The 16,858-nt window shown below is 70.0% G+C and carries 16 protein-coding genes; 12 read left to right on the forward strand and 4 right to left on the reverse strand.

Features of this window, described 5'->3' with window-relative positions:
- Positions 1–133 precede the first annotated feature (133 nt).
- Positions 134–838, forward strand: coding sequence for a GntR family transcriptional regulator (locus BCF74_RS06000; RefSeq protein ID WP_106297047.1), 705 nt, complete (start codon positions 134–136; stop codon positions 836–838).
- A gap of 177 nt (positions 839–1,015) precedes the next feature.
- Positions 1,016–3,610: a glycoside hydrolase family 95 protein gene (locus BCF74_RS06005; RefSeq protein ID WP_218279204.1), complete on the forward strand. Its 2,595-nt coding sequence runs from the start codon at positions 1,016–1,018 to the stop codon at positions 3,608–3,610.
- Between the two features lie 57 nt (positions 3,611–3,667).
- Here BCF74_RS06005 and BCF74_RS06010 read toward each other — a convergent pair whose 3' ends face one another.
- Positions 3,668–4,705, reverse strand: coding sequence for a 4-hydroxy-3-methylbut-2-enyl diphosphate reductase (locus BCF74_RS06010; RefSeq protein ID WP_106297048.1), 1,038 nt, complete (start codon positions 4,703–4,705; stop codon positions 3,668–3,670).
- An 87-nt stretch (positions 4,706–4,792) separates the two neighbouring features.
- Between BCF74_RS06010 and xseA the strand changes: the two genes are divergently transcribed.
- Positions 4,793–6,016, forward strand: coding sequence for an exodeoxyribonuclease VII large subunit (xseA, locus tag BCF74_RS06015; RefSeq protein WP_106297049.1), 1,224 nt, complete (start codon positions 4,793–4,795; stop codon positions 6,014–6,016).
- A gap of 35 nt (positions 6,017–6,051) precedes the next feature.
- Positions 6,052–6,315: an exodeoxyribonuclease VII small subunit gene (locus tag BCF74_RS06020; protein WP_106297050.1), complete on the forward strand. Its 264-nt coding sequence runs from the start codon at positions 6,052–6,054 to the stop codon at positions 6,313–6,315.
- Positions 6,316–6,380: 65 nt separating this feature from the next.
- Here BCF74_RS06020 and BCF74_RS06025 read toward each other — a convergent pair whose 3' ends face one another.
- Complete coding sequence (locus BCF74_RS06025; RefSeq protein WP_245889243.1) at positions 6,381–6,938, reverse strand: DUF4245 domain-containing protein; 558 nt, start codon at positions 6,936–6,938, stop codon at positions 6,381–6,383.
- 130 nt (positions 6,939–7,068) lie between these two features.
- Between BCF74_RS06025 and glpX the strand changes: the two genes are divergently transcribed.
- From glpX to BCF74_RS06050, 5 genes are all read left to right on the forward strand, one after another.
- Complete coding sequence (gene glpX, locus BCF74_RS06030) at positions 7,069–8,070, forward strand: class II fructose-bisphosphatase (protein WP_106297052.1); 1,002 nt, start codon at positions 7,069–7,071, stop codon at positions 8,068–8,070.
- Positions 8,067–9,005 (forward strand): carbohydrate kinase family protein, encoded by a 939-nt coding sequence (locus BCF74_RS06035; RefSeq protein ID WP_106297053.1) that lies wholly within the window; start codon positions 8,067–8,069, stop codon positions 9,003–9,005. Before glpX ends, BCF74_RS06035 begins: the two co-directional genes overlap by 4 nt.
- A 2-nt stretch (positions 9,006–9,007) precedes the next feature.
- Positions 9,008–10,750, forward strand: a complete 1,743-nt coding sequence (locus tag BCF74_RS06040) for a fumarate hydratase (RefSeq protein WP_106297054.1) — start codon at positions 9,008–9,010, stop codon at positions 10,748–10,750.
- A complete protein-coding gene (locus BCF74_RS06045; protein ID WP_106297055.1) occupies positions 10,747–11,280 on the forward strand; it encodes a beta-class carbonic anhydrase in 534 nt (177 codons plus the stop codon). Before BCF74_RS06040 ends, BCF74_RS06045 begins: the two co-directional genes overlap by 4 nt.
- Positions 11,281–11,440: 160 nt before the next feature.
- On the forward strand, positions 11,441–12,307 hold the full coding sequence (locus BCF74_RS06050) for an MOSC domain-containing protein (protein WP_106297056.1): 867 nt from the start codon (positions 11,441–11,443) through the stop codon (positions 12,305–12,307).
- Here the strand turns inward: BCF74_RS06050 and BCF74_RS06055 are convergent.
- Both BCF74_RS06055 and BCF74_RS06060 read right to left on the reverse strand, forming a co-directional pair.
- On the reverse strand, positions 12,294–12,944 hold the full coding sequence (locus tag BCF74_RS06055) for an SDR family oxidoreductase (RefSeq protein WP_106297057.1): 651 nt from the start codon (positions 12,942–12,944) through the stop codon (positions 12,294–12,296). The genes BCF74_RS06050 and BCF74_RS06055 overlap by 14 nt on opposite strands.
- Before the next feature lie 62 nt (positions 12,945–13,006).
- Positions 13,007–13,435, reverse strand: a complete 429-nt coding sequence (locus tag BCF74_RS06060; protein ID WP_106297058.1) for an organic hydroperoxide resistance protein — start codon at positions 13,433–13,435, stop codon at positions 13,007–13,009.
- A gap of 129 nt (positions 13,436–13,564) precedes the next feature.
- Here BCF74_RS06060 and BCF74_RS06065 point away from each other — a divergent pair, with 129 nt between their 5' ends.
- The 3 genes from BCF74_RS06065 (at position 13,565) to BCF74_RS06075 (ending at position 16,858) form a co-directional block, all read left to right on the forward strand.
- Complete coding sequence (locus BCF74_RS06065; RefSeq protein ID WP_106297059.1) at positions 13,565–14,941, forward strand: GH1 family beta-glucosidase; 1,377 nt, start codon at positions 13,565–13,567, stop codon at positions 14,939–14,941.
- Positions 14,942–15,079: 138 nt separating this feature from the next.
- Entirely contained in the window at positions 15,080–15,913 is an 834-nt protein-coding gene (locus tag BCF74_RS06070) for a transporter substrate-binding domain-containing protein (protein ID WP_106297060.1), read from the forward strand.
- A gap of 111 nt (positions 15,914–16,024) precedes the next feature.
- Positions 16,025–16,858, forward strand: a complete 834-nt coding sequence (locus BCF74_RS06075; RefSeq protein ID WP_106297061.1) for an amino acid ABC transporter permease — start codon at positions 16,025–16,027, stop codon at positions 16,856–16,858.

A 16,858-nucleotide genomic window follows, 5' to 3' on the forward strand; every position in this document is an offset into this window, starting at 1 on the left:
ACTCCTCGTTGAGTCGGTCGGGGACGCGTCGCCGCGTCGTTCAGGGATGGACCGCCGACCAGAGTAGGGATTGTTCTACAATCCGGCAATACATTCGTCGAACAATGCGGCGAACGGTCTCTACACTCGCGTCATGCTCGAAGACGTCCTCACCACGCTGGAGAAGCGCCGCCGCCAGGAACGCACGGTCCTCAGCACGACCGCCGACCGGGCGGCGTCCGTCGTCCGTGAGCAGGTGACCGAGGGCGCACTCCGCTCCGGCACCCGGTTGCCGGAGGCGGCGCTCGCCCAGGCCATCGGCGTCTCCCGCAACACGCTCCGGGAGGCCCTGAGCCAGCTCGTCGCCGAGCGGATCCTCGTGCGCGAGCCGCACCGCGGCGTCGTCGTGGCCACGCCGGACGCCGACGACGTCACCGACGTCTATCGGGCCCGGCTCGTCATCGAGGTCGGCGCCGTCCTCGACGGCACGATGCACGACGAGGAACGGCTCGCCGCCCTCGACCGCGCCGTCGCCGAAGGCCGAGACGCCACCGAGGCACAGGACTGGCCCGCTGTCGCGAGCGCGAACCAGCACTTTCACCGCGCACTCGTGGCGCTCGCCGGCAGCTCCCGGCTCGACGCCGAGATGGAGCTGCTGCTCGCCGAGATGCGGCTCTTCTTCAACGAGATGACCGGTCCCGAGTCGTTCCACCGCCCCTACCTCGACCAGAACGCGACCATCGCCGCGCACCTGCGCGCCGGCCGTCGCGCCGAGGCCGCAGCCGTCCTGCGGGACTACCTGACGCGTGCGCGCGACCAGCTCCGTGACGCCCTCACACGTCGCGCATCGACCCGATGAATCGACGCCCCAGCTGACAACACCGGCACCCACACTGAGCTCACCTCCGCAGAACATCCGATCACTGCGTTGACGCGGCGAACCGGATCGACCAGACTCGGCGAGGACGACAGCGCGGCCCGACGGCCTGCTCCCCTCGACGAAGGTGTTTCGACGATGAGACACAGCCTGGTTCCCGTGGCCGCCCTCGGAGCGGCCGCCCTCCTCCTGGGAGCGACGGTTCCCGCCGCCGGCTCACCGGCCTCGGCCGTGGCCCGCACCACCGACATCGAAGCTGAGGCCATGAGGACAGCCCCGACGCGCGACGCCGACGACTCGCTGCGGCTCTGGTACGAGAAGCCGGTCGCGAACTGGGAGAACGACGCCCTTGTCCAGGGCAACGGCACGACCGGCCTCATGGCGTTCGGCAACCCCGGCAAGGAGCGCCTGCACGTCAACGAGAAGACCCTCTGGCGCGGCGGCCCTGCCCCCGGCCGGGACTACATCGGCGGCAACCGCAAGGTGGGCGTCACGCCGCAGCAGCTGGAGACCTACCGTCGCGCCCTCGACGACAAGTCGCGGTACGTCTTCGGCCTCCCCGCCACCGGCCCGACGGGCGCCAACGCGCAGCTCACCGGGCTGATGTTCGGCGACGGCGTCGGCATGGGTCAGTACCAGGACTTCGGAGACATCTCCCTCGACTTCGCGGCGAGCGGCATCACCGACGCCACGGCGACGGGCTACACAAGGGACCTCGACCTCAACACGGCCGTGTCCACGGTTCGGTTCCAGCACAACGGGATTCGCTACACCCGCGAGTACTTCGTCAGCTACCCGGACCAGGTCGCCGTCGTCCGGCTCAGCGCCGACAATCCCGGGGCGCTGTCCTTCACGACCTCGACCAGCGCGGCGGCAGGGCTCACCACCACCGCCACCGCCGACGCGAAGGCCAAGCGGATCACCCTCGCCGGCACCGTCGACGACAACCAGCTGCAGGCCGAGATGCAGCTGCGGCTCGACAACCGCGGAGGCAAGGTCACGAGCACCGACGGCAGGAGCCTCACCGTCACCGGCGCCCACGAGGTCACCCTCGCCTACTCGACCGGGACGAACTACGCGAACCGCTACCCGGCATACCGGGGTGAGAACCCCCACGCGAAGGTGACCGCGCGGGTCGACGCGGCCACCAAGCTCGGCTACCGCAAGCTCCTCGCCCGTCACCTCACGGACTACCGCGAGCTCTTCGACCGGGTCCGGTTCGACGTCGGCGGCAGCAAGCCGACCATCCCCACCGACGAGCTGATGCGCGCCTACCGCGCCGGGAAGTACGACCTCGCCGTCGACGAGCTGGCCTACCAGTTCGGCCGCTACCTCAGCATCGCCGGGTCGCGCAAGGGTGACCTCCCGACGAACCTCGTCGGGATGTGGATGATCGGCGACGCCGGCCGCTTCTGGGGTGCCGACTACCACTTCAACGTCAACGTCCAGATGAACTACTGGCCGGCGATGACGACGAACCTCGCCGAGACCCAGGTGCCGTTCAACGAATACGTCACCTCCCTCGTCGTCCCGGGACGGCTCACCGCCGAACGCTCCGCCGCCGTGAAGACGGAGAACTTCGCGAGCACCCCCGTCGGCAGCGGCGACGGCTTCCTCATCAACACCCAGGTCAACCCGTTCGGGCACACGGCCCCCATCGGCTCCCAGGAGTACGGCTGGAACATCGGCGGCTCGTCGTGGGCCCTGCAGAACGTCTACGACTACTACGAGTTCACCGGCGACCGCACCTTCCTCAAGGAGACGGCATACCCGCTCCTCAAGGAGATGGCGGCCTTCTGGAACCGCTACCTCTGGTGGAGCGACTACCAGCAGCGGCTCACCGTCGCGCCCGGCGTCTCGGCCGAGCACGGGCCCACCGCGGTCGGCACGACCTACGACCAGCAGCTCGTGTGGGAGCTGTACCGGATGGCGATCGAGGCGTCCGAGACCCTCGGCGTCGACGCGGACCTGCGGGCGACGTGGCGCGAGAAGCAGGCCCAGCTCGACCCGGTCATCATCGGCGAGCAGGGCCAGGTCAAGGAGTGGTACGAGGAGACCACCCTCGGGCGCGCCCAGGCCGGTGACCTGCCCGAGGAGCCGATCTGGAACTTCGGCGCCGGCGGCAGCGCCAACCAGGGGTCGGTGCACCGGCACACGTCCCAGCTCGTCGGCCTCTTCCCCGGCACCCTCATCACCCGGGACACGAAGGAGTGGATGGATGCGGCGATCGTCTCGCTCAAGCAGCGCAGCCTCTACGGCACCGGCTGGTCCAAGGCGATGAAGATCAATATGTACGCCCGCACCGGCCTCGCCGACGACACCTACTCGATGGTGCGCGCGATGCTCGCCGGCAACACCAACGGCCTGCTCGACAACCTCCTCGACTCGCACCCGCCGTTCCAGATCGACGGCAACTTCGGCCTCACCGCCGGCATGACCGAGATGCTGCTGCAGAGCCAGGCAGGGTACACCCAGTTCCTGCCGGCCCTCCCGAGCGCGTGGAAGGACGGCAGCGTCGACGGCCTCGTCGCCCGCGGCAACTTCGTCGTCGGCATGGACTGGGCGGGCGGCAAGGCCACCGAGCTGCGGGTCACCTCGCGTGCCGGGGGCACCTTCGTCGGCTCGTATGCCGGCCTGTCGCGGGCGACGGTGCGCGACGCCAGCGGCGCCGTGGTCGCCGCGTCGAAGGACGGTGCGGACAGGATCTCGTTCCCCACGACGAAGGGCGGGAGCTACACGATCACCTGGCGCTGACCGGCATACGGAAAAAGCCTGTGGGACAACCGTTCTCGCAAGGCGGACCCGCGGGGATCAGTGCAGCGAGCCGGCCTCGGCGAAAGCGCCGTCGTGGCGCATCTTGTCGGACATCCCGGCAGCCTTGAGGTCGCGGCGGATCTCGTTGGGCAGCGAGAACATCAGCGACTCCTCGGCCGCGATGACCGGCTTGACGTCGTCGTAGCCGCGCTCGGAGAGGTAGTCGAGGACGCCGCGCACGAGGATCTCCGGCACCGACGCACCCGACGTCACGCCGACCGTCGAGACGCCGTCGAGCCACGACTCGTCGATCTCGTCGGCGTAGTCGACGAGGTGCCCGGCGCGGGCGCCGTGCTCGAGCGCGACCTCGACGAGGCGCACCGAGTTGGAGGAGTTGCGCGACCCGACGACGATCATGAGGTCGGTGTCGGGGGCCATGTGCTTCACGGCGAGCTGGCGGTTCTGCGTGGCGTAGCAGATGTCGTCGCTCGGTGGGTCCTGCAATGCCGGGAAGCGCTCGCGCAGCCGGCGCACCGTCTCCATCGTCTCGTCGACCGAGAGCGTGGTCTGCGAGAGCCACACGACCTTCTCGGGGTCGCGGACCTCGATGTTCGGGACGTCGTCCGGGCCGTCGACGAGGGTGATGTGCTCGGGCGCCTCGCCGGAGGTGCCGATGACCTCCTCATGGCCCTCGTGGCCGATGAGCAGGATGTCGTAGTCGTCGCTGGCGAAGCGGACGGCCTCGCGGTGCACCTTGGTCACGAGCGGGCAGGTCGCATCGATCGTCTTGAGCCCGAGCGACTTGGCCTCCTCGTGGACGACGGGCGCGACGCCGTGCGCGGAGAAGATCACGGTGGCGCCCTCGGGTACCTCGTCGGTCTCCTCGACGAAGATCGCGCCGCGCTTCTCCAGCGTCGTCACGACGTGCTTGTTGTGCACGATCTCCTTGCGGACGTAGACGGGCGGGCCGTAGAGCTCGAGCGCCTTCTCGACCGTGACGACGGCCCGGTCGACGCCGGCGCAGTAGCCGCGCGGCGCCGCGAGGAGCACGCGCTTGGTGGCCTGGTCGGTGGTCCCGGCGGTTGCAGCGGTCATGGCACCAATCGTACGTGCGCACCTGAGTCGCGCCTGTATGCCGTCCGCTCGCCGCCGCAGTCGGGGGGCGCGCCTACGCTGAGCGCCATGGCCCTTCCCGAGCGCGCTGCCGACACCACGGCCGACCAGCCGTGGCCGGTGCGGCTGCTCTCGATGAAGATCGCCGACTACGTCGAGAAGATGTCCGTGCTCTGGGTGGAGGGCCAGGTCGTCCAGCTGAACCGACGACCAGGTGCGCGGACGGCATACCTCACCCTCCGCGACGCCGACGTCGACATGTCGCTCTCGGTCGCGATCCAGGTCAACGCGCTCGACGCGATGGCGGGGCCGCTCACCGAAGGTGCGCGCGTCGTGGTGCAGGCCAAGCCGTCGTTCTGGACCCAGCGCGGCACCCTCATGATGGACGGCCGGCAGATCCGCCCGGTCGGGGTCGGCGAGCTGCTGGCCCGCATCGAGTACCTCAAGCGCAACCTCGCCAGCGAGGGGCTCTTCGACGCCGACCGCAAGAGGCCGCTGCCGTTCCTGCCGACGCGCATCGGGCTCATCTGCGGCCGCGCGAGCGCCGCCGAGAAGGACGTCGTCGAGAACGCCCGGCGCCGGTGGCCGAGCGCGCGGTTCGAGGTCCGCCAGGTCGCCGTGCAGGGGTCCGCCGCCGTGACCGAGGTGAGCGAGGCGCTGCGCGAGCTCGACGGCATACCCGACATCGACGTCATCGTCATCGCCCGTGGCGGCGGCAGCGTCGAGGACCTCCTGCCCTTCAGCAACGAGGCACTCCTGCGGGCCGTTGCCGATGCCCGCACGCCGGTCGTCAGCGCGATCGGGCACGACGTCGACACTCCCCTGCTCGACCTCGTCGCCGACCACCGCGCCTCCACTCCGACCGATGCGGCGAAGGCGATCGTTCCCGACGCCGAGCGCGAGCACCAGGTCGTCGACGCGGCCCGCACGCGCTCGCGACGCGCTCTCGAGCAGCGGCTCCACCACGAGCGACGCCGCCTCGTCGAGGTCCGGTCCCGGCCGGTGCTCGCCGACCCCGGCGCCTTCATGCGGGTCCAGCGTGAGGTCGTCACCGCCCTGCGCGAGCGTGCCCACCGCCGGGTCGAGGCGCAGGTCCATCGCGCACAGGACGGCGTCGCACACCTGCGCGCCCAGGTCCGCACGCTGTCCCCACAGTCGACGCTCGACCGTGGCTACGCCATCGTCCAGCGCGTCGACGGCGAGGTCGTCACGGACCCGGCCGAGCTCGAGATCGACGAGCTGCTGCGAGTCACCGTCGCGCGCGGCGACTTCGGTGTCCGCACCGCGGGCTGACTTCGGTGTCCGCACCGCGGGCTAAGGTGCTCGTCATGGCCAAGGACACCGGGAAGAGCGCGGGCGCCGTCGCAGACGACGGTGACGCCGTCTCGACGGACGACGCCAACCCCAACGCCGATGTCGCCGGGCTGAGCTACGAGGCGGCCCGCGACGAGCTCGTCGACATCGTCGCCCGGCTCGAGGGCGGCCAGGTCGGCCTCGAGGAGAGCATGGGCCTGTGGCAGCGCGGCGAGGCCCTCGCCGCCCACTGCGCCAGCTGGCTCGACGAGGCCGAGGCCAAGCTCACCGCCGACTGAGCGGTACCCCGAACGCCGCGCGGGTCCCACGCTCTGCGTGGGCCGGCATACGGGAAGAGCGTGCCTCAGTTGGCGGAGACCGGCTTGAGGTACGCCGCGAAGGCGGCCATCTCGTCGAAGGTCGCCGTCCCGGTGATGAGCGTCGTCAGCTCCCCGGACTCCTTGGGCCGGTCGAGCAGGCTGTTCTGCACCTTGGCGCCACGCTCGTACTTGACCCACGTGCGACCCGCGGCCTCAAGCTCGCCGACCCGCCGGGCCCGGTTGGTCTGGGCCTCGACCCACTCGTTCGTGGCGTCCTTGGTCTGCTCGACGGCGACATAGGTGCCGGTCGGCGTCTGGTAGCCCGCGTGCCACGTCATCAGCCCGCCGGTGCTGCGGACGTAGCGGGCACTGGTCTCCCGCCAGCCCTGCGGGAGGTCGGCGGCCGCGACGATCGGCCAGCCGGTCTGCTCCTTGACGTCGACCGCCGTCGCGGCGACGTCGACCTTCGGACCGCTGATCGTGTTCACCCGCGGCGTCATGAACCACAGCAGCGCCATGAGGGCACCGACGACGAGCAGGGACCGGACCATGTTGGGGACGGTCCCGTTCGCGTAGTGGCTCTTGCGCGGTGCGGTGCTCACGCCCCCATCGTCGCCGATGAGCCCCGGAATCCCCATATCGGGGTCGGCTCGGGGCGGCGATAGAGTCAGGCGACCGCGCGCCCGCGACGAGCCGCGTGGCGACTCGACGACGAACAGACAGGTTCTGCCGATGCCCGACGCCCCGTCCGCGAACGTCCCCGACCGCAACCTCGCGCTCGAGCTCGTCAGGGTCACCGAGGCCGCCGCGATGGCCGGCGGCCGGTGGGTGGGCCGCGGCGACAAGAACCGTGCGGACGGTGCCGCCGTCGAGGCCATGCGGGCGCTCATCGCCACCGTCGAGATGCGCGGCACCGTCGTCATCGGCGAGGGCGAGAAGGACAACGCCCCGATGCTCTTCAACGGCGAGCAGGTCGGCAACGGCAGCGGCGCCGAGGTCGACGTCGCGGTGGACCCCATCGACGGCACCACCCTCACCGCCAAGGGCATGCCCAACGCCATCGCCGTCATGGCGGTGAGCGACCGCGGCTCGATGTACGACCCGAGCGCGGTGTTCTACATGGACAAGCTCGTCGCCGGCCCCGAGGTCGCCGACGTCGTCGACATCCGCCTGCCCGCGAGCGAGAACATCCGCCGCATCGCCAAGGCCAAGAACGAACGGCCCGAGGACGTCACTGTCGTCATGCTCGACCGACCGCGCCACGAGGCTCTCGCGCAGGAGGTGCGCGACACCGGCGCCCGCATCAAGTTCATCTCCGACGGGGACGTCGCGGGTGCCATCTCCGCCGCCCGCGAGACGACCGGCATCGACCTCCTCCTCGGCGTCGGCGGCACCCCGGAGGGCATCATCACCGCCTGCGCGATCAAGTGCCTCGGCGGCGTCATCCAGGGCCGCCTGTGGCCGCAGGACGACGCGGAGCGGCAGCGTGCGATCGACGCGGGCCATGACCTCGACAAGGTCCTCACGACCGACGACCTCGTCACGAGCGACAACTGCTTCTTCGTCGCGACCGGCATCACCGACGGCGAGCTGCTGCAGGGAGTGCGCTACTCCCGCGGACGCGCGACGACGAACTCCATCGTCATGCGCAGCAAGTCCGGCACCGTGCGGGTCATCGAGAGCCACCACGTCGTGGACCGCACCGCCGGCCTGCCCGCCGAGGGCCCCGCATGAGCGCGCGCGGCGCGAGCGTGCTCGTCGTCGGCGAGACCCTCGTCGACATCGTCCACACTCCCGACGGCGCCGTCTCGGAGCACGTCGGCGGTTCGCCCGCGAACGTCGCCATGGGCATCGCCCGCCTCGGCCACCCGACGACCCTCGCGACCACCCTCGGCGACGACGACCACGGCACCCGGTGCCGCGAGCAGATCGAGGACCACGGCGTCCGCATCGACAACCTCGACGCCGGCAATCACGCCACGTCCACGGCGGTCGCGACGCTCGACGAGTCCGGCGCCGCGACCTACGACTTCGACCTGCACTGGGACCTGCGCCCGGTCACCGGCCTCGAACGCATCGGCCACGTCCACACGGGCTCCATCGCCGCGACCCTCACGCCCGGCGAGTCCGTCGTCACCGAGACGCTCGTGGCCGCACGTCCGCACGGCACCGTCTCCTACGACCCCAACGTCCGCCCGACGATCATGGGCTCGGCCGACGAGATCCGCGGCCGCATCGAGGAGATCGTCGCGCTGAGCGACGTCGTCAAGGCCAGCGAGGACGACATCGACTTCCTGTATGCCGGTGAGTCGCTTCCCGAGGTCATGTCCCGGTGGGCGTCTCGCGGGCCTTCGCTCGTCGTCGTCACCCGCGGCGGCGACGGGGTCACCTGGCTCACCCGCAGCGGCCCCGACGGCGCCAGCACGACGGGTGAGGCACCGGCGCGCGTCGACACGGTCGCCGACACCGTCGGAGCGGGCGACTCCTTCATGGCCGGCCTCGTCTCCGGCCTGCTCGACGCCGGGCTGCTCGGCGACGCGAGCGCACGCGAGCGCCTCGCCACCGCTGGCACCGACGAGGTCTGGCCCGCGATCGACCGCGCCCTCGCGACGAGTGCCGTCACCGTGACCCGCGACGGCGCGTACGCCCCCACCCGCGAGGAGCTCTGACCGTGGCCGACTTCGCCTACGAGCACCTGCTGCCCGGAGCCGGTGGCAACGGGACCGACGAGACCCCATGGCGGCTGCTCACGACGGAGGGTGTCGAGACCGTCGCGGGCCCCGGCGGTCGCACCTTCCTGACCGTCGCGCCGGAGGCGCTGCGACTGCTGTCCGAGACGGCGATGCACGACATCGCGCACTACCTGCGTCCGGCCCACCTGGCGCAGCTCCGTGCGATCCTCGACGACCCCGAGGCGAGCAGCAACGACAAGTTCGTCGCTCTCGACCTGCTCAAGAACGCCGGTATCGCTGCCGGAGGCGTCCTCCCGATGTGCCAGGACACCGGCACCGCGATCGTCGTCGGCAAGCGCGGCCAGGGCGTCCTCACCGAGGGCGACGACGAACGCCCGCTCGCGCGCGGCATCTACGACGCCTACACCCGGCTCAACCTTCGCTACAGCCAAATGGCACCGGTGACGACCTGGGAGGAGAGCAACACCGGCTCCAACCTCCCCGCCCAGATCGAGCTCTACGCCAACACCGCACCCGGCGCGGACGCGGCATACTCCTTCCTCTTCATGGCCAAGGGTGGCGGCAGCGCGAACAAGTCGTTCCTCTTCCAGGAGACCAAGGCGATCCTCAACGAGGACGCCATGATGCGCTTCCTCGACGAGAAGCTGCGTGGCCTCGGCACGGCTGCCTGCCCGCCCTACCACCTCGCCGTCGTCATCGGCGGCACGAGCGCCGAGTACGCCCTCAAGACGGCGAAGTACGCGAGCGCGAAGTACCTCGACCACCTCCCGACGAGCGGCGACGCGGCCACCGGGCACGGGTTCCGCGACACCGAGCTCGAGGAGCGGGTCCTCGGCCTGACCCGCGAGTTCGGCATCGGTGCGCAGTTCGGCGGCAAGTACTTCTGCCACGACGTGCGCGTCATCCGCCTCCCCCGCCACGGTGCTTCGCTGCCCGTCGCCATCGCGGTGTCGTGCAGCGCGGACCGGCAGGTCCTCGGCAAGATCACCGCCGAGGGCGTGTTCATCGAGCAGCTCGAGACCGACCCGGCGCGGTTCCTGCCGGAGGTGACCGACGAGTCGCTGACGTCCGGGGGCGCCGGAGACGAGGCGGACCTGCCCACCGGTGCCGGGTCGACCGGCAAGGGCGCCGTCGTCGAGGTCGACCTGAACCGGCCGATGGAGGAGATCCTCGCCGAGCTCTCGGCCTACCCCGTCAAGACGCGCCTCTCGCTCACCGGGCCGCTCGTCGTCGCCCGCGATATCGCGCACGCGAAGATCAAGGAGCGCCTCGACGCCGGCGAGGAAATGCCGGCCTATCTGCGCGACCACCCGGTCTACTACGCGGGGCCGGCGAAGACGCCGGAGGGTATGCCGTCCGGTTCGTTCGGTCCGACGACCGCCGGTCGCATGGACTCCTACGTCGAGCAGTTCCAGGCCGCTGGCGGGTCGAAGGTCATGCTCGCCAAGGGCAACCGGTCGCAGCAGGTGACCGATGCGTGCGCCGCGCACGGCGGCTTCTACCTCGGATCCATCGGTGGCCCCGCGGCCCGGCTGGCGCAGGACTGCATCACGTCCGTCTCAGTGCTCGAGTACGAAGAGCTCGGCATGGAGGCGGTGTGGAAGATCGAGGTGGAGGACTTCCCCGCCTTCATCGTCGTCGACGACAAGGGCAACGACTTCTTCGCCGCGGTGACCAAGCCGCTCGCGATGACCATTGAGAAGAGGCCTGGACTGCTGTGAACGACTCGACCGCTGCACCCGAATCCGCTTCTGCGACAGACGACTTCGACGACCTGCTCGAGGCCAATCGCACCTACGCCGATACGCACGACCTCGCCGGCTTCGACGGCGTCGCCCACGCCGGCATCGCCATCGTCACCTGCATGGACAGCCGCATCGACCCGCTGGGGCTGCTCGGGCTCAAGCTGGGCGACGCGAAGATCTTCCGCAACCCCGGTGGTCGCGTCACGGCGGCGGCCCTCGAGGCGATGGTCCTCGGGGTGCACCTCCTCAACGTCCAGCGCATCCTCGTCGTCCCGCACACGCGATGTGCGATGACGAGGTACAGCGAGGCCGAGCTGCGCGAGGTCATCGGCGAGAAGGCCGGCAGCAACGCGTCGTGGCAGGGCTTCCACGTCATCGCCGACCAGGAGGCGGCCCTGACGGCAGACGTCGCCGCCGTCCGCGCGCACCCACTCATCCCCGACACGGTCGCGGTCGGCGGGTTCATCTATGACGTCGACACCGGCCTGCTCGACCGCCGCGCCTGACACCCTTCCATCCCGACTGATTGCCGGTTCCCCGCACCACCCTCCCGACTGATTGCGCACAGTTCGCGGGCGAGCGCCAGCGAGCAGGCGAACTGTGCGCAATCAGTGGGAGCAGACCAGTGCAATCAGTGGGAGCAGACCAGTGAGAGAGGGGATCTCGATGAGCGGCATCCATGTGATCGGGCTCAACGTGCACCCGGTGAAGTCCGGGGGCATCCGGCCCGTCGACTCCGCCGTGGTGGAGCGGGCCGGCTTCGCCGGCGACCGTCGCTGGATGGTCGTCGACGAGACCGGCAAGCTCGTCTCCGCCCGCGAGGAGCAGCGGCTCTTCACCATTACCGCCGACACACCTGAGACCGACCCCACCGTCGACGCCAGCAGCCTCCGACTGCGCGCCGACGGCATGCCCGACCTGCACCTGCCCGCGCCGTTGGGAACCGTCGACGGCTCGGCCGAGATCCCCGTCCGGCTGCACCGGCACGACCTCACGGGCGCCCTGGTCTCCCCCGAGGCCGATGCGTGGGTCAGCAAGGTCGTCGGTCGCGCCGGCCTGCGGCTGGTCCGCTGCATCGACCCGACCCGCCGCGCCCTCAACCCGGACCACTCACGAGAAGGCGACCACACGGCATACGCAGACGGTTATCCCGTCACCCTCGCCAGCCTGCGATCGCTCGCGCGGCTCAACGACTGGGTCGCCGAGACGGCGGTGGAGCGCGGCGAGCAGCTGCCCGAGCCGCTGCCGATCGAGCGCTTCCGCCCGAACGTCGTCGTCGACGGCGACCTCGAGGCGTTCGTCGAGGACACGTGGTCGAGCGTCCGGATCGGGGACGTGACCTTCCGCGTCGCCAAGCCCGTCGACCGCTGCGTCATGACGACCGTCGACCCGACGACGCTCGACAAGGGTCCCGAGCCGATCCGCACCCTCGCGCGTCACCGCCGCTGGGACGGCAAGACCTGGTTCGCGATCCAGCTCATCCCGGACGAGCCGGGCACCGTCCGCGTCGGCGACGCGGTCACCCCGACCTGAGGGCCTCGGAGATGGGGGTGTCCCCGCTGTTGAAGCGGATCGTGCGGCGCGAGATCCCGGGGTTGTCGATGACGTATGCCGCGACCGCGGCCACGTCGTCCCGGCTCACCGAACCGCTTTGCTGGTCGTCGCCGACGGAGATGCGTCCGGTGCCCGGGTCGTCGGTGAGCGTGCTCGGCCCGAGGACGACCCAGTCCAGGTCGGAGGAGCGCAGCGCCTCGTCGGCGTCGGCCTTCGCCTGGGCATAGGTGTGGAACGAGTTGTCCTGCGGCACACCGTGATCCGGCTTCGAGCCGAAGTACGACACCATGACGTAGCGCGGCACCCCGGCCGTCGCGGCCGCATCCATGGAACGCACTGCGGCGTCGTGGTCGACGGCCCGGGTCCGCTCGGGGTTGCCGCCGCCGGCGCCGGCCGACCACACGAGCACATCCGCATCACCGAGGGCGTCGGCCATCTCCTCGGGCGACATCCGCTCGACGTCGTTGACCGCTGCTCGCGCCCCGCCCTTCTCGATGTCGGGCACCTGCAGCGGGTCGCGCACCCACGAGGTCACCTCGTGTCCGGACTCGCTCAACACCTTGGCGAGCCGGAGCGCGATCTTGCCGTGACCGCCGATGATCGTGACAGCACTCATATCGAGGGCCTCCTCAGTTCGGATGATCGGTCTGTCGGGTGGTCGGCCGGGTGCCGACGAGGTCAGGCCGGGCGACCGGTGACGGTGACGTCGATGTTGCCGCGGGTCGCCTTGGAGTAGGGGCACACCTCGTGCGCCTTCTCGACGAGTTCCTGGGCCTTGGCCTCGTCGACGCCGGGGATGGCGGCCTCGATGGCGACGGCGAGCCCGAAGCCGGAGTCGGTCTTGCCGAAGGTGACGTCCGCCGTCACGGTGGACTCGCTCGTGTCGAGGCCCTCGTTGGAGGCGACGAGGTTCAGCGCACCGTTGAAGCAGGCCGCGTAGCCGGCCGCGAAGAGGGTCTCGGGGTTGGCCTTGGGGCTGGAGGTGCTGCCCGGCTTGCCGAGCGGGAGGTCGACGACCCCGTCCTCGCTCTTCACCTGTCCGGTGCGGCCACCCTTGGCGGTGGCGGCGATGGTGTACACGGTCTCGTTGACTGCCTCGTAGGGCATGCCCACTCCTTCGACTCGGTGAGGTGGTGTCCTGCAGCCGACCCGCGGACTGCAGGTCGGCTCGACACGTCCAACCCTGCCCCACTGCAGCCCATTCCGACAGCCCGGTCCGGGCCATAGGTTGGACACATGGCCTTCGACACGACCTTCCCCGACGGATTCCTCTGGGGCGCCGCGACCGCGAGCTACCAGATCGAGGGCGCCGTCGCCGAGGACGGGCGCCTCCCGTCGATCTGGGACACGTTCTCCCAGACCCCCGGCCGGACCGTCGACGGCGATACGGGTGAGATCGCGTGCGACCACTACCACCGCGTCCCGCAGGACGTCGCCCTCATGCGCGAGCTCGGCCTCGACGCCTACCGCTTCTCCGTGGCCTGGCCGCGCATCGTCCCGACGGGTACCGGCGCCACCAACGACGCCGGCCTCGACTTCTACGACCGGCTCGTGGACACGCTGCTGGACAACGGGATTCGCCCCTTCGTGACGCTCTACCACTGGGACCTCCCGCAGGCCCTTGACGACAAGGGCGGCTGGCTCAACCGTGACGTGGCGCAGTGGTTCGCGGACTACGCCAGCGCCGTGACCGGCCGTCTCGGCGACCGCGTCACGAACTGGACCACCCTCAACGAACCGTGGTGCTCCTCGATCCTCAGCTACGCCATCGGGGAGCACGCCCCCGGGCACACCGACCCCGCCGAGTCACTCGTCGCCGCCCACCACCTCCTCCTCGCCCACGGCACGGCCGTGCCGGTCATCCGCGAGAACGTCCCCGGCGCCGAGGTGTCGATCACCCTCAACCCGACGCAGGTGTGGGGCCCGGACCAGCCCGACGAGCGCGACGTCGACGCCGTCCGTCGCGCGGACAACGCCCTCAACGGCATCTTCTTCGGCCCGCTGTTCCACGCGGCATACCCCGGCGGCTTCCTCGAGGACACCGCCCACCTCACCGACCACGCGCACATCCGCGACGGCGACCTCGCGACGATCAGCGCCCCGCTCGACAACCTCGGCGTGAACAACTACTTCCCCACCCGCGTCCGTCACAAGGAGGGCGCGACGAACCCCATGCCCGGCTGCGACGGGGTCGAGGCGGTCGCGCCGCACCCGCCGCTCACCGACATGGGCTGGGAGATCTCGCCGCAGGGCTTTCACGACATCCTCCTGCGCTCGGCCGAGGAGTCCAGCCTGCCGATCTACGTCACCGAGAACGGCTCGGCCTGGCCCGATGTGGTCGAGACCGACCCGGCCGACCCCGAACGCAAGGTCGTCCGCGACGGCGAGCGGACGGCATACCTGCACGGCCATCTGCGCGCGGCGCGCGAGGCGATCGACGACGGCGCCGACCTGCGCGGCTACTTCGCGTGGTCGCTCATGGACAACTTCGAGTGGGCCTTCGGCTACAGCAAGCGGTTCGGGATCGTCCACGTCGACTACGACACGCAGGAGCGCACGATCAAGGACTCCGGCCGGGAGTACGCACGCATCATCGCGGCCCACCGCCGGTAGCGTCCGGGCACCACCGCGCGGCAGGTCACGATTGGGTTCGCCTTGCGGCGATTGCGGCCGTATGCCGTCCGCGCGTCGGTAGGGTTCCCCTCCAGACCGACGTGGGCCGACCACGTCGCCGACCACCAAGGAGTTCCGGTGACCCCCAACCGCATCCGCCGGGCCAGCGCCGTTGCCGCGCTCGGCCTGGTCTCCGTCCTCGGCCTCGCCGCCTGTGGTTCCAGCGACAGTGGCGACGGCGCCGAGCCCGGTGCGAGCAACAGCAGCGGCGTCTCGACCATCGAGGCCGGCAAGCTCAAGGTCTGCACGCACCTGCCCTACAAGCCGTTCCAGTTCAAGGAGGGGTCGGAGGTCGTCGGCTTCGACGTCGAGCTCATGGACCTCGTCGCGAAGAAGCTCGGCCTCGAGCAGGAGATCGTCGACATCTCCTTCGACCAGATCACCTCCGGCGCCGTCTTCGCCGCGAAGAAGTGCGACGCGGCCGCCGCCGGTACGACGATCACCGACGAGCGCGCCAAGGCCCTGACCTTCTCCGAGCCCTACTTCGACGCCACCCAGGCGCTCATCACGAAGAAGGGGTCGGGCTTCACCGATCTCGCGAGCCTCAAGGGCAAGAAGGTCGGCGTCCAGACCGACACGACCGGCCAGCAGTACGCCGAGGAGAACAAGGCGGCCAACGGGTACACCGTCGTCGTCTTCGACGACCTCGCCACCGAGATGGCCGGTGTCCTCGCCGGTCGCGTCGACGCCGCGATCAACGACAACGGCGTCGTCAACGACTACGTCAAGGACAACCCGAGCACCGAGGTCGTCACCGAGTTCGACACCGGTGAGCAGTACGGCCTGATGTTCCCGAAGACCGGCTCCGAGAAGCTCGTCGAGACGGCCAACGAGGTCCTCAAGGCGTCCAAGGAGGACGGCAGCTACAACGAGATCTACAAGAAGTGGTTCGGGGTCGACGCCCCGAAGTGACGGGTTCGCGAGAACCCTTCCGCGACGCAGGGGCGGCGGGTACGGTTTCGACCGGCCCGCTGCCCCTTCGGCGTCCCGGACCCTTGACCCGCCGTCCCGGCAGGAGGACCGATGACCACGACCACCCCTGAGACACCGCAGGCGCCCACCAGACCCAAGCTCTCCCCACGCAAGCGCGCCCAACGCTTCCGCCTCGCGCAGTACGCCCTGCTGGTCATCGTCGTCGCAGCCTTGGCTCTCACTGTCGACTGGCCAGCAGTCAGGGACAGCTTCTTCGCCCCTGAGGACATCAAGCTCACCCTGACCTCGGGTCTGGGGACGGCGCTGAAGAACACCATCATCTACACCGCCGGTGCCTTCGTCATCGGGCTGGTTCTCGGCACCGTCCTCGCCCTCATGCGGCTCTCGTCGGTCGGGCCGTACCGCTGGTTCGCCACGGCTTGGATCGAGTTCTTCCGGGGCCTGCCCGCACTCCTGGTCCTGCTCGTCTTCGGCACGCTGTCGATCGCCTTCCCCGGCCTCGTCATCCCGTTCGACCCGTATGGGACTGTCTGGGTCGGTCTGGGGATCGTCGCCTCGGCCTACATGGCCGAGACGATCCGTGCAGGCATCCAGGCCGTCCCGAAGGGCCAGGTCGAGGCAGCACGTTCTCTCGGAATGACACCCGGTGCGTCCACGCGCAAGATCGTCCTCCCGCAGGCACTGCGAATCGTCATCCCGCCTCTGACGAACGAGCTGATCCTCCTCATCAAGGACTCCTCGCTCGTGTTCATCCTTGGCATCTCCACCACCGGCTTCGAACTGACGAAGTACGGCCGTGACCTCGGCAACCAGACCGCCGGCCTCACCCCGCTCACCGTGGCCGGACTGTGCTATCTCGTCATCACCTTGCCTTTGTCCGTCCTCGTCCGGCGCATGGAAGCCCGCCAGCGGAAGGAGCGCTGA

It is taken from the genome of Knoellia remsis, from assembly GCF_003002895.1.
Lineage (GTDB): Bacteria > Actinomycetota > Actinomycetes > Actinomycetales > Dermatophilaceae > Knoellia > Knoellia remsis.

Coding starts and splice junctions, on each gene's coding strand:
- BCF74_RS06065 (WP_106297059.1), top strand. CDS start 13,565: ATGGCCTTCGACACGACCTTCCCCGACGGATTCCTCTGGGGCGCCGCG.
- BCF74_RS06000 (WP_106297047.1), top strand. CDS start 134: ATGCTCGAAGACGTCCTCACCACGCTGGAGAAGCGCCGCCGCCAGGAA.
- BCF74_RS06075 (WP_106297061.1), top strand. CDS start 16,025: ATGACCACGACCACCCCTGAGACACCGCAGGCGCCCACCAGACCCAAG.
- glpX (WP_106297052.1), top strand. CDS start 7,069: ATGCCCGACGCCCCGTCCGCGAACGTCCCCGACCGCAACCTCGCGCTC.
- xseA (WP_106297049.1), top strand. CDS start 4,793: ATGGCCCTTCCCGAGCGCGCTGCCGACACCACGGCCGACCAGCCGTGG.
- BCF74_RS06010 (WP_106297048.1), bottom strand. CDS start 4,705: ATGACCGCTGCAACCGCCGGGACCACCGACCAGGCCACCAAGCGCGTG.
- BCF74_RS06020 (WP_106297050.1), top strand. CDS start 6,052: ATGGCCAAGGACACCGGGAAGAGCGCGGGCGCCGTCGCAGACGACGGT.
- BCF74_RS06050 (WP_106297056.1), top strand. CDS start 11,441: ATGAGCGGCATCCATGTGATCGGGCTCAACGTGCACCCGGTGAAGTCC.
- BCF74_RS06055 (WP_106297057.1), bottom strand. CDS start 12,944: ATGAGTGCTGTCACGATCATCGGCGGTCACGGCAAGATCGCGCTCCGG.
- BCF74_RS06060 (WP_106297058.1), bottom strand. CDS start 13,435: ATGCCCTACGAGGCAGTCAACGAGACCGTGTACACCATCGCCGCCACC.
- BCF74_RS06035 (WP_106297053.1), top strand. CDS start 8,067: ATGAGCGCGCGCGGCGCGAGCGTGCTCGTCGTCGGCGAGACCCTCGTC.